Origin of the sequence: Algibacter sp. AS12, from assembly GCF_046736315.1 — a bacterium.
GTDB lineage: Bacteria > Bacteroidota > Bacteroidia > Flavobacteriales > Flavobacteriaceae > Algibacter_B > Algibacter_B amylolyticus.
This window is the reverse complement of the sequence record NZ_CP151841.1, coordinates 4,300,888-4,327,849: the sequence shown is the minus strand read 5'-3', so window position 1 is coordinate 4,327,849 and position 26,962 is coordinate 4,300,888. Positions and strand designations below refer to the sequence as shown.

Genomic DNA, 26,962 nt, shown 5'->3' with positions numbered 1-26,962 from the left:
GAGGATTTTCCGAAGGAAAATCAGAAGCTAGCAAACAAGCAACTAACATTGGTTAAGTACAAAATAGCAATTTTTTATATACAATGTTGGCAAATCGTTTTTTATTCAAATTTTCTGTACCCGTTTTTTATTTTGTCATTCAGTTTAATCCATTCAGGATTACTCTTAATTTCTATTATTTCCACTTTAATTTCTGATTCAAATTTCGGTGGGATTTTAGGTTTTTGAGTTGAGTAGATTTTCAGAGTGTCATTTTCCGTTTTGAATATTATTCCGCCAAATCCGTGAAAAATATATTCAGATATTGAGTCAGGTTGAAATTCCATTTCTCTTTTCGTTGAAATCACAGAAATTTTATGGTCAGCTGTTAATCCCCAATTTTTACTTTTCAGATACAGAGAACTTTTTTTATTCGGAAAGTAAATTTGTTCCCTTTCAAATACAGGTTTTCCTATTTCGTCCCAACTTGCAAATTCGCGTTCTACTTTCATTCCGAACCAAAAGGAAAGTATAATTAGTAAAATCGAAATTATTATTAAATGTCGTCTTTTCAATTCGTATTTCGGTTTTTCTTAAATGTTTGCCAACGGTCTTGTGTATGAAACGTAGCGTATAAATAAACGCTAACTTTTCGGATTTAGCACGAGCCGAATTTTTTATTTTTATGTTTAATTTTCTTTTCTAAATATAACCAAATAAAAAATTTGGCGTACTTTGTAAATATACAAAAACCTCTCGGAAAGCCTTTATTAGCTGTGTTTTATACACGTTGTTGTGCATAGTGCTTTTTCGTTCAGCTTGGTTTTCCGATGTTTGTCATTCAGTTCAAATTTGTGCGTTGGCAAGACATACTCTTTTGCAATTTTGGGCGTAGCGTTGGCTGATGCGAATTGTAAATGTGTATGGCTTTGAGCGATGGCTATTTATTTCTTAATTCCTTTATGTTGTTATTCCAAATGAATTCAGAATCTTTCCCTTGTTTTTGTTTGAATTCATAATTTGTTCTTTGAGTACTTGAGACTAATATGCAACCATTTTTTGCTCTTGTAATTCCAACATAATGTAAGTTTACATCTTGAGTCCAATTATCATAAATTGGATTATTAAAGTCATTATTGGGACCTGGCTTTTTCTTTGGTAGAATCCATTCGTATAAATCTAAATGTATGACAACATCAAACTCTAAGCCTTTAGACTTGTGCAAAGTCATAATATTAATTTCATCTTCTTCAGCTGATTGATAAGAATTAAGTTCTATTTCGTTATTAAGAACGGATTGTAATAACTCAATTGATTCTTGACTTGATGTATTTGGTGAAATAACCTTCGCAATTTTAATAAATTCTGTTTTTAACGCCTCTTTATTAAGAGGTTCTTGTATTGCAATACTCTCTAATTTTTGTTTATATAGTTTTAATTTTTTCAATTCTTTCGATGAAAATTTTTCATAGGATGAAAAAACTTCAATTACATCAATAAATTTATGACCTCTATCAAAAACGAAGTATAGTAAATTTGAAAATATAGCAGACCATATATTTAGATTAATATCTAACGCATTACTTACAAATAACCTATGGTTACAATTTAAGTTTTCATCAATAATTTGACCAGTTCTATTTCCTCTTGTTAGAATAGCAATTTGATTTAATTTTTTGACATTAAAAGTATTTTGAATTGTTTCAATATATTTATCAATCCAGTTGGCAATTGATATTTCATTTCCATCAGTCCTAATAAATAGTATTTGGTTGTTGTCAACTGGAATTAGTTCTGTTTTAGGGTTTAAAAGATAATTTGAGTAATTAATTATTGAAGGGTGACACCTATGATTTTTATCTAGTTTAAAATATTTGAAAGAATCATTTTCTGTTAATTCTAGTAAATATTTAGAATCTTTACCTGAGAAAGCATAAATAGATTGATTCAAGTCTCCAACTGCTGTGGCAGTTATATTTAAATTTAAAATTTTTAGAAATATTTGATGTTGTTGATAACCAGAATCCTGATATTCATCAATATAAATAAACTTGTACTTAGATTTTATATATTTTTGACAAGCAATCGAATTTGTAAAGACATAGTCTGCAAACACACCAATTGTTTCAATTAATATTAAACCCTTAAGAAAATATTCCTTAATAATATTAATTATTTCTTCATCAAGTTCTTCCAAAGTTATCTTTCTATCAAGCCATTCAAAATGCTCTTTTTCTTCATTTGATAGAGAAGAATTCTTAATTATTTTAAATTCATTTACTGGTATACCAAATAAATGTTTAGCAAAAGGTATTATTATTTCGGATAAATTAAACTTGTCTATTGTGCCAAAAAAAGAACTTTTAGGTTTTTCTCCATTTGACAAACTTCTACTTTTTAATTCATTACTTGCTTTGTTGGTATATGAAATTGCAATTATGCCTTGATGGTCAAGTAGTAATTTTAAATTTTGCTTTATCTTTTGGGATAATACAAATGTTTTCCCACTTCCAGGTGCAGCAATTACAACAGAATTACCATCATAATCCAAAATTAACTTTTGTTGGTTAGTTGGTTTCATTTTGGATTAATTCTATTTTGCTTTTGCATTCCAATAAAGGCTTTGAAATATTGTCATCTTTAAGTTTTGATAAAGATTTCGTGTTATTCTTTAGAAAGTTAAACATAAATGTTGCTTTTCTTTTTTGCATACCTGAAACAATTTCTGTTTCATCTATGTCAGAAAAAAAATCTTTGATTTCTGAGTTTAATGAGCTATTAAAAAAATCGTTCTCTAAATCATTAAAAGATAGAAACATTCCATAATTCTCTAAATCTTTAGTAATTATTTTTGCAGACTCAATATTTACTATTTCTGGATTTGGGGTTGACCATTGTAAGTTATTCTCGTGTTCTAAAAGTAGTTTATCTGTTTCTTTATCAGAAATAAAAAACTCTTTATAATAACTAATACATCTTTGAACACCAGCAAAACGATATTCATCTTTTTTCGGAACTTTAAAAATATCGTTATCTGTCCTTAGAACCCAGTCAATATCAAGACTATTCAAAATATTAATATATGTTTTGAATCCAATTCCATCCACCATTAATACACTAATATTAAGTCTATCTAAATCAATATCAATTTGTTTAGACAGAGTTTTATAAAATAAATCTTCTGAAGGTCCTTCTACCAGAAAAACTACATCTGAAAAAAAGGCTTCAGCTGATATAATACTTTTACGATATCCAAAATCTAAAAATGCATCTTCGATGATTTTCGAACAACCATCAGAAGCTGCTGTTGTAGAATTTTCTTTATTAAGTAACCTTACAATCGAATTTGGACTAAATTCACTTGTAATCTGCGGTGAATGAGAAGTCAATATTACTTGACCATTTAAAGATAAATTGAGGTATTCTGCTAATTTTCTTTGTTGGTGTGGATGCAAATGAGCTTCTGGTTCTTCAATACAAAATATGGTTACTTCGGTAAGACTTTCTTCGGTAATTCCATTTCTTGAAGCCCATAAAGCTAAGTATATTTGATTTAAGCGTCCATCTCCACCAATCAAAACATTCTCTTCATTACTTTTAGCTGCAATTGAGACATTATTTATAAAGCTATCAACGTTAGATGTGCTTGCATCAAATACTACCTTTTGTTTTTTGTGATGTAACGATAGTTTAGAAAGTTCATCATTAATTGTGTTCGTTGCTGTAGAAATAAATTTTAACGCAGGAATTTTTTCATCTACTAATTTTAAGTCGTTTTGTATTTCAGAATATAATTTATCATCTGATTGTGTTTCTTCTTCTGTTCGTTCTTCCTTCGCAATCTGAAATAAGTAGTTTTTCTCTCTTTTAATATAATTATGTAGGTCTCTTTTACTACTTATATATTTAATATTTAAAACTTTTCTATAGTATCTATCTTCAATTTCTTCAAGGTCATTAATTGCTTTACCCGCAAAAAGTTTAAATGTCTTAGCTTTAGTTATTTTGTCTCTGTAGCCTTTATACATTAGACACATTTCATCGTCATCACTAATTTTCCCTTTCATTCTTGAAACAACGCAATCTTCAACAACATTTGTAAAATGTAAAACTATTTCAAATTCATTAGTTTCATCGTAAGCATAAAAATCAGAATCTTGCGGTTCAATATCATAGTCAGATAATCCTCTATCTAGCAAAAGTCTAATTGCCCACAACAAATTTGTCTTGCCAACGTCATTTGCTCCGATAATTAATGATTTCTTAGATAAATTAATTTCAGCTTTTTTATAATTTCTAAATCCTTTTAATTCAATTTTCGATAATATCATTGTATGTCATTTTAGCGTTGGCAAAAAACAGCTCTTTTGGATTTTTCAGCGTTGGCTTGTGTGTTGGAAAAAAAACAAATGTGCTGTTTGTGCGGCTGGTTTTTTTAGTCCAAATGTTAAATTTTAGCACGATTTTCGCATTATGCACAACGTTTATGTATAAGATTAGTGGCGTGTTTAAGCACCTAATTTAGCAAATAAACACCAGATAGAAAGTCCGCGAGGATTTTCGTAAGTAGGCGAGAACTAGCCATTAATTTTATACGGTGTTGTGTGTAGTTTTTTATTCCGATTTTATGATTTTTTTAGTAGATATTCCTTTATCTGTGTAAATTTTCACAAAGTAAATTCCGTTTTTTAAGTTTTGAGTAGAAATTGAATTATTAATAAAATTTGTTTCCTTTATTAATTTTCCTGTAATTCCAATAATTTCAACTTTCTCAATATTCAAATTGTTGCTAATTTTGACGCTTAAATTATTTGAAACTGGATTTGGGTATAATTTTATTGAGCTATTTAAATTATAATTATCTACACTTAATGTACTATCATCAACTGTCCAAGAAAATTGATAACTCACACAATTTCCTTGAAGTCTAATACCAAAATCATTTCCACTAAAGTTGAAATTTGAGAACTTGTAAGTTTTTGTTAATCCAGATACGACTACAGTTGTAGCATCAATGAGGTTTAATGAGTTGTCGTAGAGTTCTAATAATCCAAGATTTCCAAAATCATCTTCATCTCCATCATTAATTATGATACTTAATTCTCCGTTTCTTGGCGAAGTAAACTTATACCAATCTACTGAATCAACATTTGTTGTTTTATTATCATTATTAAACCAACCTTCATAATTTATATTTTCTTGTGTTGTTATTGATTGTGAATAGTTATCATTAGGTTCAGAGTCAACAGAATATGTTAAAGGAATGAATTGATAATCAATTGTATAGGAATTGGAGAAAATTGCACTACTATTTGTTTTAAAAACTAAAACATTAATATTTTGATTATTTTCAACGCAACTTGAAACTGTTGATTGAGGGCTTACACCACTCAAATTATTTATACCAGCAATACTGTAATTATCTGGCTGTGGCATTAAACTTACTGCTGTTCCTTGATCAGATGTTAAAGTTATCATATAAGTTCCGTTTCCGGATGAAATTATTTGATAATTATCTTCATTGTCAGATACAGTAACTGTTCCTGAAAAACTACCAGAGCTTTGTGCAAAAACTCCAATAGTAAATAATAAAAATGTTAAGTTTAAAAGTAATTGTTTTTTCATCTTTTATAGATTTTAGTTAATTAATTTGTAATGATAAGTTGTTATGAAATTATAATCAATACCCATTAGTAGGTAAAAATGCAAAATGTCGTTCGGAAATTACACACAACGGTTACGTATAAGAATAGTGCGTAGTTTGTGTGCGAGGATTTTCCGAAGGAAAATCAGATGCAACCAAACGCGCATTTACTCTTGGTTAGGTACTAAACTAAGCATTATTTTTATACAATGTTGGCATGCGTGTTTTTTTTTGTTGGACTTATTTTACGACAGATATGCGTTTGAATTTAGAAAAGTGAGAGTTTTTTTGAGCATGAGTAAAGTCAGTCGCGCGTAATCTTTGAGTTTCGTTTGTCAAAAGTCAGATGTTTTGCGCAAGAGTAAAGTCAGTCGTAAGCAACAGTTGCGCTTTAAATGGTCAGAAGTCGGTTGAGTGAGTTTTTTAACAACTTTTAAGCTCGTTTATATATTTTTTTGAGCTGAGTGAGACATGAATGCCAACGTGTTTGTATATGGTTTGTTGCGTGGTTTAGCACGTAATTTAGCAAATAAAAACCGAATAGAAAATCCGCAAGGATTTTCGTAAGTAGGCTAGAACTAGCAATAAATTATATACGGTGTTAGGCAACGTTTTTTTAATTCGTAGGTAATCCTAGTTTCTCGAATAGAATTCGGTTTCTCATTTTGGCATCTTTCAATAATTTTTGATATGATATTACTTCAATATATGCATTGTATTTATCGTGAAATTTAAAATAACCCATTGAATCAGGTGTCTTTTTAAAATCTTTATCGTCTAAAACTTGTTTTAAATTTTCATTGAAATCTAAAACTATATAAGCGTAAAATGGTGTGTTTGCATTAATAAAATCAATTTTTTTCCCTTTTCTATCAACGCCTTTATTATCTCTTATTGTTCTTATATATTGTAAAACTTGGTCAACTGGATTTTTTTTATAAGATTCAGTTGTGTAACCTTGTCTTTCTGGTCTTTTGAACTCAATTATAGTAAATGAATGATGTGGTGCTTCGTCATTAACGAAAGCAAAACTATCATTAAATATTAATAAATCTGGTCTTTGTAAATCTTCGCTATCCGATACTTTTATACTTTTAAAAGATTTATCAGAAGAAAGATAATTATGGTAAGATAATCTTTCGTCTATTAACCACAAATTCTGTTTGTCGTAGCTAATTTCGTCAGATTCCGAACGAATAGGGAAGAAGATATTATGTATAGTTTCCTCTGTTTGAAATTTATTATCTTCTATTCCTAAGAATTTATCTAATAGTTCAATAACAGCTTTTCTATGAACTATATGTTTCGCAAGATTTGCCTTTCCAATGTCATTAAACTTTTCAATATACTCAGCATATTTTTCCTGATACTCTTCTGTATTTTGTATATCCTCATCTGCATTTAGAACTTCTTCTCCTAGTTCTTTTATTTCTGATTCGAGTTCATTTTGCGCTTTAAAAAGTTCAATATCAAGTTTATTACCTTTTAAATTTGGGGGTAATTTCTTTATAGTTTCAGGATGATATTTTAATATTGTTTTATATTGAGGTGAAGAACTATAAATATGAGATTGATAATTTTCAAACTTTTCTTCTCTCACACTTGATAAATATGGTTCAAGAAGTTTTTCTATTTCTTCTACCGCATTATTTCTAATGTTTTTGATTGTTATTTCACTAGAATCGTCTTCCTCTTCATCCTCGTTTTGTTCTAAAATATTAAAATCGATTCTTTCACTATCTACAGCTTCATCAAAAACTGTACTTGTCAAATAGGCGTGATAAACAAAATGATTACCATCTTCATCATTTATTCTTCTTCCTAAATCTGATATATATTTATTTAACAATTCGAATTTTACTTCTCTGTTATTCGCACAATAATGAATTTGATGACTCATTCTTGTATTAAATACTCTTAAAAGATATAAATGAAATGTATTATCATTTATTGTTAATTCTGACTCTTTAATAGAACCTTTAAAAGTATTTTTATAATAATCTTGTAATAATACTTTTTGTCCATTTTGTTCTCTTAAAGTTATATATGGACATTTGTTTTGTAAAAAATAAATAAGAAAATGTTCTACTATTTTTTCTGCAATATCTTCTAAAGGTTTTGGACAAAATTTTTGATATTCTTCTCTATAATGATTTAATTCAACCTTAGTCCAAGATTTACTTTCTGAGTTAGATTCTTCTTTAAAGTCAAAAATACCATTGCCGATTTGCTTAAACGTGAAACTACGTGTTGAATAACTACCATTTGATTGAAAAGAACTATTGTAATTAACGTGATTAAATGCTTTTAAAGCAACAAATCTTCCAATTCCTTTAGCTCCTTTTTCAATTTTATAATCAGATTCCGCTGTTAAAAAAGAGTTTAAATTATTGTCATTAAAACCAGAGCCATTATCGTGTATTAAAAAACTATTTACAGGATATATGTCTACAACTTTTAGATTTTCATACGTTTCTTTTTTACCATTTCGTATTATATCAATAATAATCTGTCCAGAATCAAGATTACCTTTTTCTTCAATTGCGTGTATAGAATTACTTATTGCTTCAAATAAAGGCCATAAGGCTTTTCTTTTCGGCAATTTTGTATTTCTAACTTTTCCTGCAATGTTTGTATGAAACTCTCTTTTTTTCGTCATTTTTTGTCAAATGTTGCCTAACGTTGTTGTATATGGTTTGTTGCGTGATTTAAGCACCTAATTTAGCAAATAAAAACCGAATAGAAAATCCGCGAGGATTTTCGTAAGTAGGCTAGAACTAGCAATAAATTATATACGGTGTTAGGCAACGTTTTTTATCCTAGTAAAATTGGAATATCACTACCTCCAATACCTTCAAGTTTTATTCCGACTAAACCTAGTTTGTATGCAAATTCAATGTCTTTTCCAGCTCCCAAAGCTGCATAAAACCCAACAGAAAAAGCGATTGCAGTTGCGTCAGGAACCGAATCTTTCATTCCAATTACATACGGTATGTGTTTAGAAATTTCTCTAGCTTGAGATTCAGAATAGCAAGAATTGAGAAATACACATTGCACTTTGTCTGAAAACAGTTCAAACAATGAACCTAAAGCATTATTGTCAATTAATTTTGAATTACCCAAAGAATCTTCTAGAGCAATTCCTCCATTATGACCGTGTCCCGAAAACTGTACGATTGTTGGCTTTTCATCCAACATTGCTTGTTGTAATGTTTTTGTTGTAACAGCCCATTCCGATTTTAACTCAAATCTATCTCTCAATGAAGCAAGTTTCAATCCATTCTCAATATTCCTTACTTCTTCATCAATTCTCAATCTGTCTTCATTTATAGGACTAGCTCCAAGAAAAAGAATTTTTATACTTTCTCCTATATTGTCTTTTTGTGCTAGCTTGTCTTCCAAAATATTAATTTCGTTTAAAGCAGTATTGTAATCTTTATGAAGTTTTTCTTGGTCTTCTAATAACTGATTATATTCAGGAACTAAATTGTTCCATTTTGTAAGTAAATCAGAGTATTTTTCCTTGAATTCTTGTTCAGATAATTCTATTTGTTCCTTACCGATAATATGGAAATCCTTTATGTATTCAATATATCCTTGTAAAGTTTCTCTAAAAGTTCTTTTGATTTCTGCTATTTTGTCCAAATCATTATAATGCAATGTGCTTTGCAACATAATGGCATTTGCTTGAGAACTTCCTCTTCCAAAAATGGCTTGTAAATCTATTAAAGTTCTATTTTGCCAAGCTTTGACATCGGCAGAATATAAGTCAGATAGTCTTTTTTCAAGTAGCTCTATTGCTCTGTTATGTGGAATTTTTATCATTTAGTTCAAATGTTGCCTAACGTTTACGTATAAGAATAGTGCGTAGTTTGTGTGCGAGGATTTTCCGAAGGAAAATCAGATGCATGCAAACACGCATTTAGTCTTGATTAGGCACTAAATTACGCATTATTTTTATACAATGTTAGCGCACGTTGTTATGTTTTTCTCACAAGAGTATTTAAATATGCTTTTTAAGGAACAAAGAAAAGTCCGAAGCAACAGTTGCGTATTGTTTCGCAAGAGTCAGAATTTTTTAAACGCAAGAGTTAAGTCATTTGCGCGTAAACTTTGCGTATTATTTTGTCAGAAGTCGGTTTAATTTTTTATTTAATTTTAGTTTTCGAGAGTAAAATTAGACTTAGGTAACAGTTGCGTTTTGATTTGTCAAAAATCAATTGAGTAAGTTTTAGGAATTGTTTTTAAAATACTTTGAGAAGGTTTATTATTTTTTGAGCTGAGTGAGCAATGTGCGCTAACGGTTACGTATAAGAATAGTGCGTAGTTTGAGTGCGAGGATTTTCCGAAGGAAAATCAGATGCAAGCAAACAAGCACTAACTCTTGATTAAGGAATAAACTTACGCATTATTTTTATACAATGTTAGCAGTTCGGTTTTTTTATCCAATTTCAAATATGTCATTTATTATTTTATCAATTACATTCTTTGTCCTTGGTACGCTGTCTTTTTTCAAATAGTTTTTTAGTCCATTTGCTATTTTGTCCAGTTTGGGATTGTCAGTCAGTTTAGGATTCAATTCCCTCATGAAAAGAGACTGATTTAGTCGCTCTCCTCTTGTTGTACAGAACATTGTTGCATCGAGTGCAATTAAGCTCAAAGGTCTTCCCTTTTCAAGCCATTTTTCCGCTCTTTTCCAGCTGAAATTTGAACTCGCAGATAAATGTCCCCAATCTTGCGTAATATTTTTATTCCTCTTTGCATTTTTTTTTAATCCAGTCTAAAACGGGCTCATAATTCAAGAAGTTTAAAGGCGCCATAAATTCAGTCAGATATTTGTCCTCACAATCTTTGAGTTCTGTTGTAATCAATTCAAAAGCTTGTTTTTTGTCAAACTTTTCAATTAATTCCTCCATTCTAATCTGAAAGTTTTCTATTTTCTCTTTGTCATACATATGAGTGAGTTCAACTGACTGCTAACGTTTATGTATAAGAATAGTTGCGGGTTTGTATGCGAGGATTTTCCGAAGGAAAATCAGACGTTACAAACACGCAACGACCTTTGATTAGGCACTAAACCGCAATTATTTTTATACGGTGTTGTGCATAGTATTTATTGGAAATCGGTTGAACTTATCTCAATTTCATATTCGTAAAGTTCAGTTGTGTTATTAATTGGGATTTGAATAATATGGTTTAAGAAAGGACTTGAACTTCCAATTCGAAAAGTTATTTCGTTAACCACATTTTTGTCAACCCAAATTCTTCTTACGGAATTTTGAATAGATGCTGGTATTGGGTCGATTTGTCTTTCAGGAAATTGTTTGTACATATTTATCTCTTGAGTTATTTCGTCCGTAATAATAACTCTTAAATCTACAGGATAAAGATTTAAACCTTCAAAATTTATCTCTTCTTGGTCTCCAATACTTTCGTCTTGAATAGGTTCTTCCAAATTTGGAATGTGAACCTCTTGTTTATAGTCAAGTTGAATTGAATATTTATTTCCATTTCCAGTAGTATTAAATGGTAAACTGTAATCTCCGTTTATGTCAGTCGTAGTCGAATCTATAAATCCTTTAAATATATAATTTGTACCAGCGAAAGTTCCTTGAGTACTAAATTCCGCTAATTTTATTTTTTCATTTACGATTGGTATGTCATTTGTAAAATCATAAATTTTTCCAAAAACTAAAGTTTCAATATCCGCAGGAATTGGGTCTTCTTCGCAACTTATGAATAGAAGTGAAAAAAAGGTTAAAATTAAAATCAAATTTTTCTTCATAGCAGTAGGTTTATATTATGCACAACGTGTTTGTGTATGATTTCGTTGCGTGGTTTAAGCACTAAAGTTAGTAAATAAATCACAGATAGAAAGTCCGCGAGGACTTTCGTAAGTAGGCTAGAACTTGCAATGAATTATACACGGTGTTGGCAATAGTGTTTTATTTCACGTATGCAAATGATTGTGGTGGATGTAAATTAAAATCCGTTTTCAAGCATTTAGGTTCTTTATATTTTTTCTTATTCTTAACTTGAATTGCGAAACCTTTTTCTCTCTCTGAAAAATATTCATAAAAAAATTCTTCTGTAATTCCCGAATGTTCTTTTGTCAAATTCCAAAGTGTTTCGAGGTCATTATTGAATATTTTACCGATTTCAAATTCGCCAATTACTTTTTGAACAGGCGATGATGCATAAACTATTATAGATTTTACATTATTGTTTTTAAAAATAGCTTTTCTAAATTCAAACTTTTTAGAGCCATCAAAAATCTTAAAGGCAAATTCTGGTTTAATTGATAAAACGACTTTCATATATTATTTACGATTATAAGCAAAATTAACTAATTTGATAAACTGATTGTTATTTATTTCTATAAATCCACGTGGCATATTCATAATGTCAGGAATTACGCCAATTCTATTCAAATCATTGAGCGTTGGCTTTGGTGTCGGAAAAGAGTGAGCGTACAGGAATTTTATTACAAAAGGTCTGTATTTAGGATATTTATTCCACCAATCTTTCTCCAAATCAGCCTTTTTAATCATTGTTCTTCTGTAACAAGCTTTATAAAATTCATCAAAGGACTCAAAACCGTTGAGAACTTCTTCTACAATGCATATTGAAGTTACAGTACTCGAATATTTTTTTGGCTTTGTATCTCCCATTCTGTAAACAACTATAATATCTCCTGCTTTAAGATGTCTGTCTTGAGAATGTGAAATATATACTTTTCCAATTCTATTACGATGTGGTTCGTTTTCGGTATATTTTGTTTCGTCTTCTCGTGTATTAATGCTATCAGGAAATAATTCTGTGTGATATTTAGGTTCTATTTTGATTATATATTTTCTTGTGTCCCACGAAAAGAATGGAAAAGAAAGTTTAGGCTTATTAATTTGTATTGGTTGAGTTTTCCCAAAAGGTCTTGTTAATACGATTTCATCTCCATTCTTGGTGGATTTTATTCCGTGTTCCACAAAACCCCAACCTTTAAGCATATCTATTAATTGTCCTTGCTCTGGTCTTTTGTCAAATACCGTTACATATATTTCATCTACTTTATATTGAATAGCATTATCAAAGACAATTTTTAAGAATCTTTCTCCAATTTTATAGCCATTACTAATTACTTTTAAGGTGCCAATTTTTAGTCTTTTTTTCTTGTCAAATATTGGTTTTATTTCAGAATAATTTTCAGTTTTCTCCTCGACTTTTATATAAAGAAAAGCTGTTAAATTATTGTCGCTATAACATACATAGCAAACCTTATCAAATTTTGATTTAAACCAATTATCAAATTCGTTGTAATCTTCTCGGAAACTATCAAAAAAAATGTCATTAATGTCAACTTCTGCAAAGTCAGCCTTTTTTACAGCAAGGACATTGTATTGAACTAAATCTGGGTTTTCAGAAGTAACTTTTTCAAGAAATGATTGAATCTTAAATACTTTATCTGAAATTCCAAGCTTAGAAGCTTTTGTATGTATTTTTTTGTCTTGAGTAATTAATAAATCTATTCTGCCTTCGTAAATTTCATTTAACAGATGAGTGTCATTAATATCATTATCATTTACATCAAATTTTGCACTTACACTTTGAACATTTTCCGAAAAAGGAAGTTGATGCTTAATTCTATTATAACTATCTAATTTTATTGAAAAAGTGGCAACTACTTGTTTATTTTGATAGGAATCAATTTCAGAGATTGTGATTGGATGAATGTATTTTTCGTAATGTAACTTATCAATCCAATTAAATAATTGTCCAATATCGTGCTCAACAATTCTGTTCGCTTCTCTGTGAATAATTATGTTGGTATCTAAAAGTACTTTCATTTAGTGGTTGTTCGTGGGTTATTCACATTATTGCCAACGTTTATGTATAAGAATAGTTGCGGGTTTGTATGCGAGGATTTTCCGAAGGAAAATCAGACGTTACAAACACGCAACGACCTTTGATTTAGCACTAAACCGCAATTATTTTTATACGGTGTTGGGTGTAGTTTTTTAATTATCTTTTTTCAGCATATTTAAATTTCTCAATTTTCTCTGGTAATTCATTCGTCACAGTCAATCGGTTTGATGTTATGTTCGGTTTAATTTTAATAACTTTAGTTTTTTCGTCAATTTCAACATCGTGTTCACTTCTCATATTTACAACGTCAATATGCAAGGCTTTAAACTGGTGTTTTCCATTTTTAAGGTTAATAATAACATATTCACTCGGTCTAATTTGTCCTAGAGGTTTATTGTCAATCCAAATGTTTAATCTAGCAGTGTTATCTATTTTATGCAAAATATCAGCTCCGTTATATATTAGTATTGTTCCGTTTCCTAAATTATCAAGCTCAACTTTTTCCAAATCAGTTTTGATAAAAGTGTAATCAGAAGTAATCGGCTTTAAAGCGCAAGATGTAAGTAATAAGACTAATGAGAATAGAATTATATTTTTAAGTTTCATAGAATTAAATTTATTTATTGTTTTTATGATTTTTCGAATTGTTTGGTCAAATTACACCCAACGTTTTTGTATAAGAATAGTTGCGGGTTTGTATGCGAGGATTTTCCGAAGGAAAATCAGACGTTACAAACACGCAACTGCCTTATTTTAAGCACAAAACCGCAATTATTTTTATACGGTGTTGCCCACTGGTTTTTATTTATTCAGCTTTATTTTCTTTTTATTCTCGAACCTAAATTCATTCAATTCCTTTAATTCAGACACAATCTTTTCTTTCCATTCAGCAACTTTTTTTTCATTTCGACCACTTTCAGTTTCTCTCATTAATTTCAGTCGAATTTCTGAAAATTCCGCTATTGTTTCGTTATTGATTTTATTCACAATGTCAAAACCTTTTGAAATTTCTTTTTTGTCTTTTAATATTCTTTTTCTGAATTTTCGTGCTTGAATTTCGGCAAGGTCAAATTGCATTTGTTGAAAGTCAATTTGTTTTTCAATACTCTCAACTTTTGTAGTGTCTATCCAAGATGCGTTTCCTAAAAATAGATTTCCAATTTTTTGATTCAGATTCCGTTTCATAAAGTCAAATCCGCCAATTGAGTGAGAAATCATAAATTGGCTATAAACAGCATCATTATTTTCGTCACTGATTTTGATTTTAAAATCATTAATGGTCAGTTTAGAACTTGAACTCCATCTTTTTTGTCCATCTTGTAATTCTTGTCCGAAACTTAAATTCAAACAAGTTATACTTATTATAATTCCTAAAAATATTCTTTTCATTTCTATTTTTCTCAACTTGTGGGCAACGTGATTGTATATGGTTTGTTGCGTGTTTTAAGCACCTAATTTAGCAAATACAAACCGAATAGAAAATCCGCGAGGATTTTCGTAAGTAGGCTAGAACTAGCAATAAATTATATACGGTGTTGGCTTTTAGTGCTTTTTTAAATCAGTTATTCATTCAGTTCCTTATCTACCATATATTGAAAAACTTCATCAAAACGTTCGACATAAGGCTCACTCATTCCATAATTAATGTACTCGTTTGCCAATTTGAAATTTTCATTGGCTTTTACATTTTTGTTTAGTTTTTTATAAATCAAACCTAATTGATAATAAGCTTCAGGAAATTGTTTTACTGATTCTAAAGATTTATTATAGAAAAAGATTGCTTTGTCATAATCTTTCATTTCTGTATAACACCTTCCAATATAAAAGAAAATCATATAATTGTCATTAGTGTCAAATCCCAATTTTTCTTCTTCTATATTAACAGTTTCAAAGGTCTTAATAGCTTCTTCAAAATCATCAAGTTTGTATAACGCTTGTCCTTTGTGAAAGCCACAAGGTTCTCCCCAACAAGAATTATAAGAATTCCCTGTAATTTTTTCTATTAAATTAACATCTCTTATAACACCTTCATAATCTCTGTAATAGTATAAAAGAGTCCAAGCTCTATATTCTAAAACATCTGCCTTTCCATTTGCTGTGTCAATTTCAACTGCTTTGTTTAAGACTTCCATAGCTTTGATATGTTCTCCAACTTTTTTATATGAATAAGAAAGTCTTTGCCTCAAATCAACATTATCAGGCTGAACTATTAAAGCAGAGTCTTTATATGTTCTATAAAGTTCAGATGGTTGTAAAAAATAGTTAGACATTTCGTGATACCAATTTGCTATTTCTCCTTTTTTATTTTCATCTAATGATGAATAATCTTTAGATTGTTTATTATTACAACTATTGACTAAAACTAGTATTGTAAAACTGATGATTTTATATTTTAAGGACATACATCTACGATTTTACCATTATTAATCTTAAACATTAAAAAAGCGTGTACATCTTTGTAATTAAGCCATTCTAATTGTGAGTTGGAAGCTGGAAATTCTTCTAATTTACTTACTTTATTAATAGTGTGATTTACAAACTCTTTCGAGAAAGCTGTTGCTTTAAAGTCTCTATTCATTTGAATTAAACCAAAATTGCCAACTTTTCCAGAACAGTTTATATTAAAATGAACTATTAAATATCCCGAGTTTGTTTCATTTTTTGGAATATTCTCATTAACATAATTTATTATATATTCATTTCCTTTATTAAAAGTAACATCATCGCCAAAGTAATATTCTCCTTGATATCCATCAAAACAATTTGAGTAAATAGAAGAATTTTTTGCTAGTTCGGTATAGTCTATAACACTTATTGATTCTTTGTGCAAAATAATGTTTTTTGAAACTCTTGAAGAAAAATCTCTTAATTCGATTTTGTTTGAATCATATCTCACAATTTGATAAATTGGTTGTGGATTAGAACTTTCTTTTTGAAGTGATAAAAAGTAAATATTATCTATTACAAAAATATTGTATGATTTTGTTTCATACTCTGAAATTGTTTTTAAACCTTGATAGTAATAATTCGTAATAATGTTAAGACTATCATTTTTAAAATAAAATAACTTTTCAATTTCTAAATCATTATTTGGGTTACTGTTTTCGTCTTCAACAACATCGTATTTCCAAATGAATTTCCCTATTTCTTTTTTAACTTTTTGAAGGTCAAGTTTATTTTCTGATTTTATTTTTTTGAATTTAGCACTATTTTTTGGACTCGGATTTCCGTTTTTAAATGTTTTAAAGTTTGTGGTATCTAGTAAGTCAAAAGCAAGGAATTCGTCATCCTCTTTTTGTATGATTTTCAGATGTTTTTCTTGAAAGTTAAGTGATTTGTTCTTGTTTATTGATGTATTTGTAATTTTATCAATACTATTACCTTTATTGTTGTAAAGATATATAGTGTCTTTTTTTTGTTGTATTATGAATGGATAAGGAACCATTTGGTCCATTATTCGGTATGTTCCAATATACGTTTCTGAACTAATATTTTGTTTATCACTACAACTAGTTAAAAAAACTAAAGTAATAAATGATAAAATAGTTAATCTCATATAATTCAATATTATAAATTTAAATTTTACAGGCTTTTGTTTATAACTGTAAACTTGCTGTTTTGCGATGTTCTTCAGCATTAAAGCCAACGTTTATGTATAAGAATAGTTGCGGGTTTGTATGCGAGGATTTTCCGAAGGAAAATCAGACGTTACAAACACGCAACGACCTTTGATTAAGCACTAAACCGCAATTATTTTTATACGGTGTTACCCACAGTATTTATTTTTCGCTTTTCAGTCTGATTTCAGTCATTACATTATTCAATTCAGCGAACAGATTGGAAAATTCCGATTCTCCGCTTTCCATTTTTGAAATACTTTCTGTAATTCGGGTTTGTCCCATATTTGACAAAAAGTAAAAATTCGCATTTCCGTTTGTCGGCAAATCAGGATTATCAAATTGTTTCCCTTTAAAAGAAATCAAATGTCCGTTTTCTACAAATTCTTTAGTTACTTTTTTAACACTTTCGTGTTGTCCAGCTCCAATAAATCCACCACCAGAACTTAAATAAATACTTGCATCTCCAGTCAAATATGTAACCACAGTTGCAGTTCCGCCATCCATATCTAAATCAGATACAATTCCGTAAACTTTTATTGAGTCTCCTGGAATTTGAAATCCAAGTTGTTCAGCTGTAACGGTCAATGCCATTTTTCGCATATCCATATAAGGATTCTGTTCAGCTGTTTTCTCCGTTTGCTGTGTTTTTTCAGTAATTTCTTTTTTCGGTTTGTTATTGCAACTGATTAGAATTCCAATTCCTGCGATTGAAACTATTCCGATTATTATATATGTCAACATTGGTTTTCTCATATTGTGGGTAACGTTGTTGTATATGGTTTGTTGCGTGTTTAAAGCAACTAATTTAGTAAATAATTACCGACCAAGAAAGTCCGTGAGGACTTTCGTAAGTAAGCAAAATGCTAGCAATAAATTATATACGGTGTTGCCAACCGTGTTTTTTCAGTTCCAAATTCCCGATTTTATCCAATTCAATTCTTTTACGTAGCCTTTTTTTAAAAATTTATTCCAATCATCCCAACTAAAAAAATTACTCGTATGTTTTATAAAGAGCAGTTTAATTTCTTTTCCATTAGATTGCTCAATAATTACTTCTCTTGGAAACGTGCCATTGATTTTTTCCAATTTTTTAAATTCCTTTATTTTAAAATCAGAGTTCTTAATTGCTTTTTTCAAATAATCAGAAGCTTGAACTCCAATGAAAAGGCAAAAATTAGGTTTTAAAATAGGCATCATTTCAAAATAATTTGACCATCCTTTTAAATAATCACTTTCAACTGGTCTGCTTTTTCTAGTATGCATTGAACTCTGAATAAAATTGTAAAATGTCAATTTTGACCATAGTACGTTTGTATCAATTTTACTGTCATTTCTAAATAATGCACGATTTAGATAATAGAATACTTTAGTTCGGTCATACTTTTTGTTGATAGCTATAATTGAATGAATATCTCTTGTGAATGTTAGTTGATTATTCCAATCTATCGATTCTTGATTGTCATCTCTATAATGACTTTCTCCAATAACCATTATTTTTTGTGCAGAATTAAAATAGTCTTTGCCAATAAATGGCAACCATTTCAATTCGGTAAGTTCTGTAAATTCCGAATCTTTTGATTTGTCCATTAATTTTATTTTAAAGATTGAATTTGATTTTAGTTACGATTTTCAACATTGTTGGCAACGTTTATGTGTAAGAATAGTTGCGGGTTTGTATGCGAGGATTTTCCGAAGGAAAATCAGATGTTACAAACACGCAACGACCTTTGATTAAGCACTAAACCGCAATTGTTTTTATACGGTGTTAGGTGCAGTTTTTTTATTCCGTTTCTATTTTCATTTCAGTTCTACACGCAGTTCCGCAAACTTTACAAATTCCGTCAATGTAAATTTTTCCGTCAAATTCGTATTCTATTGGATAATTCAGTCCAGTATCTGCTTTTTTACATTTTCCGCAATAATTATTTTCCGTAATCCATTCCTTTTCGTCTATCTCTCTTTCGTTAAAATTCCTTTCCAATCTTTCATAAACGACATTTATTAAAGCTCTTGGTTTTTCATTCGGTTTTACTTTTTCAAACATTTCATTAATTCCGTATTCCCAAGTAAAATCAGCAATTATTTCAGTTCCTGCGATTGCACAATCTTCTATATCATCTTCGGTTGCTGAAAAATCCAATACGCATAACCATTGAACTTCTTTATCCCTTAATTCAATTGATGCTTTTCGTAAAGATTTAGGCGTATTTCCTCCGAGTGCTCTTATAGCACTACTTTTTAAAAATTCGTTTATATCTGTTCCGAAGTTCATCGTTTTCCTCAAATTGCACCTAACGTCTCAGTATAAGAATAGTTGCGGGTTTACGTGCGAGGATTTTCCGCAGGAAAATCAGACGTAGTAAACTTGCAACGACCTTTGGTTAAGCCCAAAATTGAGCAATTATTTTTATACATTGTTAGCCACAGTATTTATTCTTTTTTGATTAAAATTATTGTATCTTTTTCAAGCAAATTCCTTTCTAAAAATTGATATCCTTCAAATTTAATTTTCAATTCAGTTTTTCCGTTTTTTGTATATATTGAATTATCATAAAATTCGATTTCATTGTTTAAATCTATTTCTTTAATTTTCCTTTCAAGTATTAAAAATTGCTTTTCCGTAATTTTATAAGGACAACACATTCCAAGAAAGCCTTGATTTTCTTGATAAATCACAAAATTATCTTTCTTATATTCGATATCATTCGGTTGAATAGGATAAAGAAATATTGAGGTTATAATTCCGAAAAATATTCCGCCAAACAACCAGAATAATAAAGTCAAAATTGGTGTAATTGCATAAAAACTAAAGTAAAATCCAATTTTCTTAAATGGCTTTAAATTCCAGAAAAAGAGAATAATTCCACTTCCATAAACTAATAGGTTTATAATATAAGCAAGGCTATAATTCAGACTTATTTCAATCGTGCTTTTCAGGGTAAAATTCAGTAAAGCAAATCCCAAAAGGTAGAAATGAATCTTTGTTATTATATTTCTGATTTGGGTTTTCGTCATATTGTGGCTAACGTGTTCGTGTATGATTAGTTGCGTTGGCTAGAACTAAATTAGTAAAAGAAAATGAACCAAAAGACAATCCGTCAATTTTTCCGAGTACACACAGACACAGCAATTAATTATAAACGTTGTTGTAAACTGTTATTGAGCGAACCATTCGTTGAGACAATTAATTCCGTTTAAATCAGCTACTCTTTCTATTTTTTCAGTAGCAGTATTTGCTCGCCAAACTTTCTTAATATTTTGTACCAATAAACTATCTGTCTTATCAACTATTGAAATGAGGTTTTCGTCATTATCCTTATTTACTTGACAATATCCAATAGTTATTAATTCAGGTTTATTTAGGTTTGGAATTATTAAAGTGTCTAAAACTTCGAAAATTCTATCTTCATCTATCGAATCTAGAGTAATCCTATTTAATACAATCATATTGTTTACATCATCTCTTAAATGGAGTATTCCATGTTTTGGTTCTGAGTTATTTCCATAAATTGTTGTGTCACTTATTTTAGTGTAATTCGAAAGTTTCTTAATATCTTTTATTTTTTCAAATTTCTTTCCGATAATGGAATCATTTTTATCTGTTGTATTTTTTCCACAACTTAAAATCATAAATACAGATAATATTAAGATAAAATTTTTCATAGATATTTTTTTATTTAAGCCAAAACGATAGTTAAGAAATATTGTTGCGTGATAATTGTTTACAACGTGTTTGTATAAGAATAGTTGCGGGTTTGTATGCGAGGATTTTCCGAAGGAAAATCAGACGTTACAAACACGCAACGCCCTTTGATTAAGCACTAAAGCCGTAATTATTTTTATACGGTGTTACCCTTTGTTTTTTTATTCCGAAACAGATTTTTTATAAACTCCAAAATTGAAAACTTGTCTTTGTTATTATCAGATTTGGAGTATTGTTTTTTAAAGTCGCTTATCACTTTTTCTTTTGTCCGTTTCCCGTATTTTCTTTCGTGCTTTTCAATCAAATCAGGTTTTAAATAAATTCCCCAGATACAATTAGAAAATTCTCCAGCTACAAATTCAATTGTCTCATTATCATTTTTAATCCAATATTTATTAAATGTTTTTAAAGCTCCATATAGAGGGTCTTTTACAATTATTTTTTCATATTCCGTATTCCATTTCAAGCTCCAAATATCAATTCCGCTTATTTCCAAATATTGGCTATCAGCAATCGAAGTGTAAAATTTCCAATCTAAATTCTCAGTCATTTTTAATAAAGGGTAACGGTTACGTATAAGAATAGTGCGTAGTTTGAGTGCGAGGATTTTCCGAAGGAAAATCAGATGCAAGCAAACAAGCACTAACTCTTGATTAAGGAATAAACTTACGCATTATTTTTATACAATGTTAGCAGTTCGGTTTTTTTATCCAATTTCAAATATGTCATTTATTATTTTATCAATTACATTCTTTGTCCTTGGTACGCTGTCTTTTTTCAAATAGTTTTTTAGTCCATTTGCTATTTTGTCCAGTTTGGGATTGTCAGTCAGTTTAGGATTCAATTCCCTCATGAAAAGAGACTGATTTAGTCGCTCTCCTCTTGTTGTACAGAACATTGTTGCATCGAGTGCAATTAAGCTCAAAGGTCTTCCCTTTTCAAGCCATTTTTCCGCTCTTTTCCAGCTGAAATTTGAACTCGCAGATAAATGTCCCCAATCTTGCGTAATATTTTTATTCCTCTTTGCATTTTTTTTTAATCCAGTCTAAAACGGGCTCATAATTCAAGAAGTTTAAAGGCGCCATAAATTCAGTCAGATATTTGTCCTCACAATCTTTGAGTTCTGTTGTAATCAATTCAAAAGCTTGTTTTTTGTCAAACTTTTCAATTAATTCCTCCATTCTAATCTGAAAGTTTTCTATTTTCTCTTTGTCATACATATGAGTGAGTTCAACTGACTGCTAACGTGTTTGTGTATGATTTCGTTGCGTGTTTCAGCACTAAATTTAGCAAATAAATCACAGATAGAAAGTCCGCGAGGACTTTCGTAAGTAAGCCATAACTAGCAATGAATTATACACGGTGTTGGCAGTAGTTATTTTAGTTTTTCACTTTCAAAAGTTGCTATAAATTCCTTTCTTGATTTATCAAAATAACCCACAATTACATTAAAATCATTTTCATTTTCTCTTAAAACCCTTCTTGGATTAGTCCGAACTAAATGCCTTGCAATTTTAGTTGCTGAAGCTTTATTTTTTCCTTCTATAATATGTGTAAATCTATCCAGACTGTTCTTAGAGATTACTTCTACTTTGTTCAATATAGATTTTTTAAGATTACCAAAAATTGATGCATAATTACTAGTTATTGCTCTTTTCATTTCGAAACCTTGTTTCACTCCATCATCATTAATGCTTAAAAAATCAAGACCGTTATCTTTTTCTTTGCCTTCAAATGTTATAAGCATTCTCCATTTATGTTTTTTAGCTAACCATTCGCCTAGGATTGAGTCTTTAGTTGAACTAGAATGCGATTCATAAACTTCTTTAACTTCTTCTATCGATGAATCCTCTATTTTTAAATCTAGGATTTTTTTTATTTTATAGAGGAAATCATTTGAATTATACATCCAAAATTTTTGTTCATTATTAGAACTAAATTCTGAAATTAATTCGTGTCTGGGCGATTTAGTATTAACATTTCCATCAAAATACCACCAATCTTTTTTGTTATCGTTAGTTACAAATATGACAGGTTTTCCATTTACATTAGCATACCTTAGTAATTGTTTCCAGAGGATTAAATCTCCATATTTTTGAAAACCACTTTTTTCATCAAAATCTTCGAAACCAGGTGGGATTTCATTTCTATACCTAAATTCACCCTCTTTACTAATAGCTAATAATTCATCATAATTCCATTCTTCACCTATTGTGAAATTTTCTTTGAAAGAATCATAAACTGAATCACTTGATTTTATTTTTTCAATTTGTTTAATTTTCTTTTTTATGTCTTTTTCGAGAAGCTTTTTGAAATTTTTGAATTCTTCATCTGTTTTTGACAAGTATTCGTCTAATAGATTAATTCTTTTCTCTAGATGGTCAAAATATTTATCTTCAAAAAATGGATGTTTATCATCTTTATGAGTTTTTTCTATAAGTGTTTTTAAATGTCCTTTAACGTTTGCAATCTGTTCAGTTTTGAATTTTTTTATAATTAAGTGCATTTCGTCAAAGTGGCCACTATCTTTATTGTCCTTACTTTTTGATAGTAAACTTTGATATGTTTCAATAGGCTTCATCATTACCTTTTCTCTATTTTTTTGAAACTCATAGAAAACTTGATATGGAAGCCACATTCTATTTTCTATTTTTCTGAAAACAGTGTCAAAAATTTCATTTTGTGTTTTACTTGAATAGTAATAGAAATCAAGTAGGGAAGAAGTGTCAAAAATAATTAAGGCATCATTAAACAATGATTTCTCTTCATTTTCATCTATTAAATATTTGTTCGTCATTTTGTCTAATTACTGCCAACGTGATTGTGTATGGTTAGTTGCGTGGTTTAGCAACTAAATTAGTAAACTTTTACGAACCCGTGAATATTCCGCAGGAATATTCGCAAGTAGAGAAGAACCTAGCAATTAATTATACACGGTGTTCTACGCAGTTTTTATTCAGTATTTTATTTTTTCCAAGTTCATAATTTTATCATATTCGTAAAGAATTCTGTCAGATTCAGAGAACGGAATTTGGTATAAAGCACAAACGTTTCTCAATTCGGTTAAATAGTCCAAATACTGAATTATATTATCGTTTAAGTTCGTTTTTAATTTCAGTTCGGCTCCGTAAATCATTCGATAAACTCTTTGGTCGATAATTTGATAAATTCTCGGATTCTTAAATCTCAAAATGGTCGAAGCCATTGGTAAGCGAATTCCTTTCGTTTCGAGCAAATGCATTAGGATTTCGCCAGTCAGAGCAGAATCGATAAATTCCGATTTTCGGTCAATTTTATTTATCAAATTCAGCGTTTCGTTATTCAATTCAGCATAACGATTGGTTTTCCACAACACAATTTCGTTTATCAATTCCTGATTAAAGTCAGATTTAACTTTATCTAACTTTTCGGTCAGTTCAGGTTGAAAGTTATATTCCAAATTCAGAAGTTCGTCAGTAGATGGATTATGTTCTTGTATTTTCTTCATTTCGTTGGTTTGGTCAAATTGCGTAGAACGGTCTCGGCTATGAGTAGTTGCGTGGTTTAGCACTTAACTTTGCAAGTACGCACCAAACTGAAAATCCGCGAGGATTTTCAGAAGTAGGCGAGAACAAGCAATTACTTATAGCCATTGTTGTGTTTAGTTTTTTATAGTCCCGTGAATTCAATGTCAAACCTTCCATCTCTTATTTCCACCATTTCTCCATTTTCGTTTATAGCATCAAACCAAAATGTTCCGGCGATAATATAATTTTCAATATCGTGATATGTAATTTTCACCTCTCCATTTATTAAATCCGTTGTTGTGTAAAATCCATTATCTATTCTACCATCTCTATATAATCCAAAGGTTTGGAATTGTCCATTCAAATTTGAGTCACCATATGAGCCCAATTGATACGTATTTCCAGCCAAAGAAATAGGCTGAAAGGTTATTGGGTCTCTGTAGTCTATATCATATACTTGTATATTCAAGTTTTGGTCATCTCCAATCCCTGAATTTTCGTGACGTATTCCTAATGCAAAGTAATAAATATCATCATCGTTGGAAAATCCGAAGAATTTAGGCGGATTTCCAAATCCAGTTCTATAAGGAACTAAAACTTTTCCGTTAACTAAACACGACATACCACCTGTTCCATCATTATTTATTGATGTCAAAGTATCATCGTCGTCTTTTGAACAAGATATCAGGCTAAATAAAATAAAAAGAAGAAATATTTGTTTCATTTTAATTCGGTCGTTAAATTAAACACAACGGTCTAGTGTATGATTTCGTTGCGTGTTTAAGCACTAAAGTTAGCAAATAAATCACAGATAGAAAGTCCGCGAGGACTTTCGTAAGTAAGCTATAACTAGCAATGAATTATACACATTGTTAGCTACAGTTTTTTATATTTTAGTTTTTCAGAGTTTAGCATTTTTTCCACTTTTTTATTCAGACTGCTGATAGTAAACTCAGAAAACAGTTCGATAATCAGAATATATATTAGTCCAAAAAGCGGTAACATTAGCATTTCAAATCCAATGTCATTTCCAACTATAATTTGATATAATGCTATAATCAGAGTTAGTGCAACAAAGAAAATCATAAACCAAAACTGCATCTTATATGTTGCTCCATTTACACGATTTAAAGTCAGTTTGCTTTCAGTTCCGTTTTGATTGGTATTCACGCAGTTCAAATTCAGTTTTACTAATGGACCAAGATTTGGTTTAAAAACTGCAAATGAAATAGTGCTATAAATATCAATTCCACCATTATCTGGATAATCGCCTGATAGATTGAATTTCTTTCCGAACGTTTTTCGATTTAATTCAGTTCGGACAGTTTTATAGAATTCATCCGCTGATTTGTAAATGGTATATTCTACTAGTTTCTTTTTCAATCGCTGGTTGATTAAATTGTAGCTAACACATATATATGTGCTACAAATGCTAATATAAAAAAAATGGTTGAATTTTAGTACATCTAAGTAAGTATCTTACCTAAGCGTGGTATATAACTATATGTGTTTGGTATATCAAAATTTAGTATATTTAGGTATTGATATACTAAATACTTAATAAATGGAACTTTCCAATTATACATTTCAGCTTGGTACACATAGAGAAAAAAAAGTAATTTGGATTAAATTTCCTTACAATAAAGAACTGCAAAAACAATTACGCGATCGATTTCCTTCGGTATCCTATAGTGCTTCAAATAAAAGCTGGTACCTCGCCGATCTTCCAGTAGTTCGTAAACATTTAAATATAAATCAGACTTTAGTCGGTCAAAAATTTTTTGAAAATATTCACCTTATTAACCAACAAGCATTTATCGATTATAGAAATCAATTACTTATGAAATCCTACAGTATAAATACACAACGTATTTATATTGCAGAATTTGCAGAATTACTAATCTTAATAAACGATTATCCAATTAATGAGTTAACACCTAAAAGGCTAAAAGACTATTTTTTATACTGTGTACAACAGCTTAAAATGAAAGAACGTAAAATGAATGGGAAAATTAATGCCATTAAGTTTTATTTCGAGCAGGTAATTCACAGGCCAAAAATGTTTTTTGATATTCCAAGACCAAAGAAACCTAGTACGCTGCCCAAACTGTTAAGTAAGCAGGATGTAAAAAAAATAATTAACTATACCGGCAACCCAAAACATAAACTTGCTATAAAGTTATGCTACGGTATGGGGTTGAGGGTGTCTGAAGTGGTAAATATAAAAATTAACCATATTGATAGTTCCCGAATGATGGTACATATAGTAGGAGCAAAAGGTAAAAAGGATAGGTATGTACCTTTGCCCAAGTCCATTTTACTAGAACTAAGATCTTATTATAAAATATATAAACCAAAGGAGTATTTGTTTGAAGGTCAATATGGAGGTAGTTACTCGAAAAGTAGTTTACAACAAATATTTAAAAAAGCTATGCGAAAAGCAGGAATCACTAAAAAAATTGGCATTCACGGATTAAGACATAGCTATGCCACACATTTGCTAGAAGCTGGGGCAGACTTAAGGTTTATTCAAGAGTTACTAGGGCATTATTCTATAAAAACAACTCAAGTATATACCAAGGTGTCTCATGGACACATGTCTAAAATAAAAAGTCCTTTAGATAGTTTGTAACACTTACATAAAATAAGT

At 29.8% G+C, this 26,962-nt stretch carries 26 protein-coding genes; 1 reads left to right on the top strand and 25 read right to left on the bottom strand.

Going from position 1 to position 26,962, the window contains the following annotated elements; translation table 11 throughout:
* Window positions 1–101: 101 nt before the first annotated feature.
* From AAFN75_RS17700 to AAFN75_RS17580, 25 genes are all read right to left on the bottom strand, one after another.
* Entirely contained in the window at window positions 102–491 is a 390-nt protein-coding gene (locus AAFN75_RS17700) for a hypothetical protein (protein WP_411807619.1), read from the bottom strand.
* A 428-nt stretch (window positions 492–919) separates the two neighbouring features.
* Window positions 920–2,560, bottom strand: coding sequence for a UvrD-helicase domain-containing protein (locus AAFN75_RS17695; RefSeq protein ID WP_411807618.1), 1,641 nt, complete (start codon window positions 2,558–2,560; stop codon window positions 920–922).
* A complete protein-coding gene (locus AAFN75_RS17690; protein ID WP_411807617.1) occupies window positions 2,547–4,310 on the bottom strand; it encodes an ATP-dependent nuclease in 1,764 nt (587 codons plus the stop codon). The genes AAFN75_RS17695 and AAFN75_RS17690 overlap by 14 nt, the downstream gene beginning before the upstream one ends.
* Window positions 4,311–4,593: 283 nt before the next feature.
* Window positions 4,594–5,604 carry a T9SS type A sorting domain-containing protein gene (locus tag AAFN75_RS17685; RefSeq protein WP_411807616.1) on the bottom strand — a complete coding sequence of 337 codons (1,011 nt, stop codon included), beginning with the start codon at window positions 5,602–5,604 and terminating at the stop codon, window positions 4,594–4,596.
* A gap of 635 nt (window positions 5,605–6,239) precedes the next feature.
* Entirely contained in the window at window positions 6,240–8,282 is a 2,043-nt protein-coding gene (locus AAFN75_RS17680) for a hypothetical protein (RefSeq protein WP_411807615.1), read from the bottom strand.
* 155 nt (window positions 8,283–8,437) lie between these two features.
* Window positions 8,438–9,448, bottom strand: a complete 1,011-nt coding sequence (locus tag AAFN75_RS17675) for a hypothetical protein (RefSeq protein WP_411807614.1) — start codon at window positions 9,446–9,448, stop codon at window positions 8,438–8,440.
* A gap of 923 nt (window positions 9,449–10,371) precedes the next feature.
* Window positions 10,372–10,578: a hypothetical protein gene (locus AAFN75_RS17670; protein ID WP_411807602.1), complete on the bottom strand. Its 207-nt coding sequence runs from the start codon at window positions 10,576–10,578 to the stop codon at window positions 10,372–10,374.
* Window positions 10,579–10,736: 158 nt separating this feature from the next.
* Window positions 10,737–11,408, bottom strand: a complete 672-nt coding sequence (locus tag AAFN75_RS17665; protein ID WP_411807613.1) for a hypothetical protein — start codon at window positions 11,406–11,408, stop codon at window positions 10,737–10,739.
* Between the two features lie 160 nt (window positions 11,409–11,568).
* Window positions 11,569–11,940 carry a hypothetical protein gene (locus AAFN75_RS17660; RefSeq protein WP_411807612.1) on the bottom strand — a complete coding sequence of 124 codons (372 nt, stop codon included), beginning with the start codon at window positions 11,938–11,940 and terminating at the stop codon, window positions 11,569–11,571.
* Between the two features lie 3 nt (window positions 11,941–11,943).
* Window positions 11,944–13,464: a PIN domain-containing protein gene (locus AAFN75_RS17655; RefSeq protein ID WP_411807611.1), complete on the bottom strand. Its 1,521-nt coding sequence runs from the start codon at window positions 13,462–13,464 to the stop codon at window positions 11,944–11,946.
* A gap of 175 nt (window positions 13,465–13,639) precedes the next feature.
* Window positions 13,640–14,089 carry a hypothetical protein gene (locus tag AAFN75_RS17650; protein ID WP_411807610.1) on the bottom strand — a complete coding sequence of 150 codons (450 nt, stop codon included), beginning with the start codon at window positions 14,087–14,089 and terminating at the stop codon, window positions 13,640–13,642.
* A 195-nt stretch (window positions 14,090–14,284) separates the two neighbouring features.
* Complete coding sequence (locus AAFN75_RS17645; protein ID WP_411807609.1) at window positions 14,285–14,872, bottom strand: hypothetical protein; 588 nt, start codon at window positions 14,870–14,872, stop codon at window positions 14,285–14,287.
* Between the two features lie 173 nt (window positions 14,873–15,045).
* The gene (locus AAFN75_RS17640; RefSeq protein WP_099570539.1) at window positions 15,046–15,885 is read right to left on the bottom strand and encodes a tetratricopeptide repeat protein; all 840 of its coding nucleotides are present in this window, start codon (window positions 15,883–15,885) and stop codon (window positions 15,046–15,048) included.
* Window positions 15,876–17,039, bottom strand: a complete 1,164-nt coding sequence (locus AAFN75_RS17635) for a hypothetical protein (RefSeq protein WP_099570538.1) — start codon at window positions 17,037–17,039, stop codon at window positions 15,876–15,878. The genes AAFN75_RS17640 and AAFN75_RS17635 overlap by 10 nt, the downstream gene beginning before the upstream one ends.
* Before the next feature lie 223 nt (window positions 17,040–17,262).
* A complete protein-coding gene (locus AAFN75_RS17630) occupies window positions 17,263–17,856 on the bottom strand; it encodes a hypothetical protein (RefSeq protein WP_411807608.1) in 594 nt (197 codons plus the stop codon).
* A 150-nt stretch (window positions 17,857–18,006) separates the two neighbouring features.
* The gene (locus tag AAFN75_RS17625; RefSeq protein WP_411807607.1) at window positions 18,007–18,690 is read right to left on the bottom strand and encodes a hypothetical protein; all 684 of its coding nucleotides are present in this window, start codon (window positions 18,688–18,690) and stop codon (window positions 18,007–18,009) included.
* A gap of 193 nt (window positions 18,691–18,883) precedes the next feature.
* Complete coding sequence (locus AAFN75_RS17620; protein ID WP_411807606.1) at window positions 18,884–19,375, bottom strand: hypothetical protein; 492 nt, start codon at window positions 19,373–19,375, stop codon at window positions 18,884–18,886.
* Between the two features lie 158 nt (window positions 19,376–19,533).
* The gene (locus AAFN75_RS17615) at window positions 19,534–20,118 is read right to left on the bottom strand and encodes a hypothetical protein (protein WP_411807605.1); all 585 of its coding nucleotides are present in this window, start codon (window positions 20,116–20,118) and stop codon (window positions 19,534–19,536) included.
* 141 nt (window positions 20,119–20,259) lie between these two features.
* Window positions 20,260–20,766: a hypothetical protein gene (locus tag AAFN75_RS17610; protein ID WP_411807604.1), complete on the bottom strand. Its 507-nt coding sequence runs from the start codon at window positions 20,764–20,766 to the stop codon at window positions 20,260–20,262.
* 176 nt (window positions 20,767–20,942) lie between these two features.
* A complete protein-coding gene (locus tag AAFN75_RS17605; RefSeq protein ID WP_411807603.1) occupies window positions 20,943–21,356 on the bottom strand; it encodes a hypothetical protein in 414 nt (137 codons plus the stop codon).
* A gap of 463 nt (window positions 21,357–21,819) precedes the next feature.
* Window positions 21,820–22,026 (bottom strand): hypothetical protein, encoded by a 207-nt coding sequence (locus AAFN75_RS17600; RefSeq protein ID WP_411807602.1) that lies wholly within the window; start codon window positions 22,024–22,026, stop codon window positions 21,820–21,822.
* Between the two features lie 155 nt (window positions 22,027–22,181).
* Entirely contained in the window at window positions 22,182–23,603 is a 1,422-nt protein-coding gene (locus tag AAFN75_RS17595; protein WP_411807601.1) for a PIN-like domain-containing protein, read from the bottom strand.
* A gap of 159 nt (window positions 23,604–23,762) precedes the next feature.
* On the bottom strand, window positions 23,763–24,293 hold the full coding sequence (locus tag AAFN75_RS17590) for a hypothetical protein (protein WP_382384260.1): 531 nt from the start codon (window positions 24,291–24,293) through the stop codon (window positions 23,763–23,765).
* Between the two features lie 161 nt (window positions 24,294–24,454).
* Window positions 24,455–25,036: a DUF6252 family protein gene (locus tag AAFN75_RS17585; RefSeq protein WP_411807600.1), complete on the bottom strand. Its 582-nt coding sequence runs from the start codon at window positions 25,034–25,036 to the stop codon at window positions 24,455–24,457.
* 152 nt (window positions 25,037–25,188) lie between these two features.
* Window positions 25,189–25,695 carry a hypothetical protein gene (locus AAFN75_RS17580; RefSeq protein WP_411807599.1) on the bottom strand — a complete coding sequence of 169 codons (507 nt, stop codon included), beginning with the start codon at window positions 25,693–25,695 and terminating at the stop codon, window positions 25,189–25,191.
* 181 nt (window positions 25,696–25,876) lie between these two features.
* On the opposite strand from AAFN75_RS17580, the gene AAFN75_RS17575 reads away from it, so the two are divergent.
* Window positions 25,877–26,944 carry a tyrosine-type recombinase/integrase gene (locus AAFN75_RS17575; protein ID WP_411807598.1) on the top strand — a complete coding sequence of 356 codons (1,068 nt, stop codon included), beginning with the start codon at window positions 25,877–25,879 and terminating at the stop codon, window positions 26,942–26,944.
* The last annotated feature ends 18 nt before the right edge of the window (window positions 26,945–26,962 follow it).

Coding starts and splice junctions, on each gene's coding strand:
- AAFN75_RS17700 (WP_411807619.1), bottom strand. CDS start 491: ATGAAAGTAGAACGCGAATTTGCAAGTTGGGACGAAATAGGAAAACCT.
- AAFN75_RS17695 (WP_411807618.1), bottom strand. CDS start 2,560: ATGAAACCAACTAACCAACAAAAGTTAATTTTGGATTATGATGGTAAT.
- AAFN75_RS17690 (WP_411807617.1), bottom strand. CDS start 4,310: ATGATATTATCGAAAATTGAATTAAAAGGATTTAGAAATTATAAAAAA.
- AAFN75_RS17685 (WP_411807616.1), bottom strand. CDS start 5,604: ATGAAAAAACAATTACTTTTAAACTTAACATTTTTATTATTTACTATT.
- AAFN75_RS17680 (WP_411807615.1), bottom strand. CDS start 8,282: ATGACGAAAAAAAGAGAGTTTCATACAAACATTGCAGGAAAAGTTAGA.
- AAFN75_RS17675 (WP_411807614.1), bottom strand. CDS start 9,448: ATGATAAAAATTCCACATAACAGAGCAATAGAGCTACTTGAAAAAAGA.
- AAFN75_RS17670 (WP_411807602.1), bottom strand. CDS start 10,578: ATGTATGACAAAGAGAAAATAGAAAACTTTCAGATTAGAATGGAGGAA.
- AAFN75_RS17665 (WP_411807613.1), bottom strand. CDS start 11,408: ATGAAGAAAAATTTGATTTTAATTTTAACCTTTTTTTCACTTCTATTC.
- AAFN75_RS17660 (WP_411807612.1), bottom strand. CDS start 11,940: ATGAAAGTCGTTTTATCAATTAAACCAGAATTTGCCTTTAAGATTTTT.
- AAFN75_RS17655 (WP_411807611.1), bottom strand. CDS start 13,464: ATGAAAGTACTTTTAGATACCAACATAATTATTCACAGAGAAGCGAAC.
- AAFN75_RS17650 (WP_411807610.1), bottom strand. CDS start 14,089: ATGAAACTTAAAAATATAATTCTATTCTCATTAGTCTTATTACTTACA.
- AAFN75_RS17645 (WP_411807609.1), bottom strand. CDS start 14,872: ATGAAAAGAATATTTTTAGGAATTATAATAAGTATAACTTGTTTGAAT.
- AAFN75_RS17640 (WP_099570539.1), bottom strand. CDS start 15,885: ATGTCCTTAAAATATAAAATCATCAGTTTTACAATACTAGTTTTAGTC.
- AAFN75_RS17635 (WP_099570538.1), bottom strand. CDS start 17,039: ATGAGATTAACTATTTTATCATTTATTACTTTAGTTTTTTTAACTAGT.
- AAFN75_RS17630 (WP_411807608.1), bottom strand. CDS start 17,856: ATGAGAAAACCAATGTTGACATATATAATAATCGGAATAGTTTCAATC.
- AAFN75_RS17625 (WP_411807607.1), bottom strand. CDS start 18,690: ATGGACAAATCAAAAGATTCGGAATTTACAGAACTTACCGAATTGAAA.
- AAFN75_RS17620 (WP_411807606.1), bottom strand. CDS start 19,375: ATGAACTTCGGAACAGATATAAACGAATTTTTAAAAAGTAGTGCTATA.
- AAFN75_RS17615 (WP_411807605.1), bottom strand. CDS start 20,118: ATGACGAAAACCCAAATCAGAAATATAATAACAAAGATTCATTTCTAC.
- AAFN75_RS17610 (WP_411807604.1), bottom strand. CDS start 20,766: ATGAAAAATTTTATCTTAATATTATCTGTATTTATGATTTTAAGTTGT.
- AAFN75_RS17605 (WP_411807603.1), bottom strand. CDS start 21,356: ATGACTGAGAATTTAGATTGGAAATTTTACACTTCGATTGCTGATAGC.
- AAFN75_RS17600 (WP_411807602.1), bottom strand. CDS start 22,026: ATGTATGACAAAGAGAAAATAGAAAACTTTCAGATTAGAATGGAGGAA.
- AAFN75_RS17595 (WP_411807601.1), bottom strand. CDS start 23,603: ATGACGAACAAATATTTAATAGATGAAAATGAAGAGAAATCATTGTTT.
- AAFN75_RS17590 (WP_382384260.1), bottom strand. CDS start 24,293: ATGAAGAAAATACAAGAACATAATCCATCTACTGACGAACTTCTGAAT.
- AAFN75_RS17585 (WP_411807600.1), bottom strand. CDS start 25,036: ATGAAACAAATATTTCTTCTTTTTATTTTATTTAGCCTGATATCTTGT.
- AAFN75_RS17575 (WP_411807598.1), top strand. CDS start 25,877: ATGGAACTTTCCAATTATACATTTCAGCTTGGTACACATAGAGAAAAA.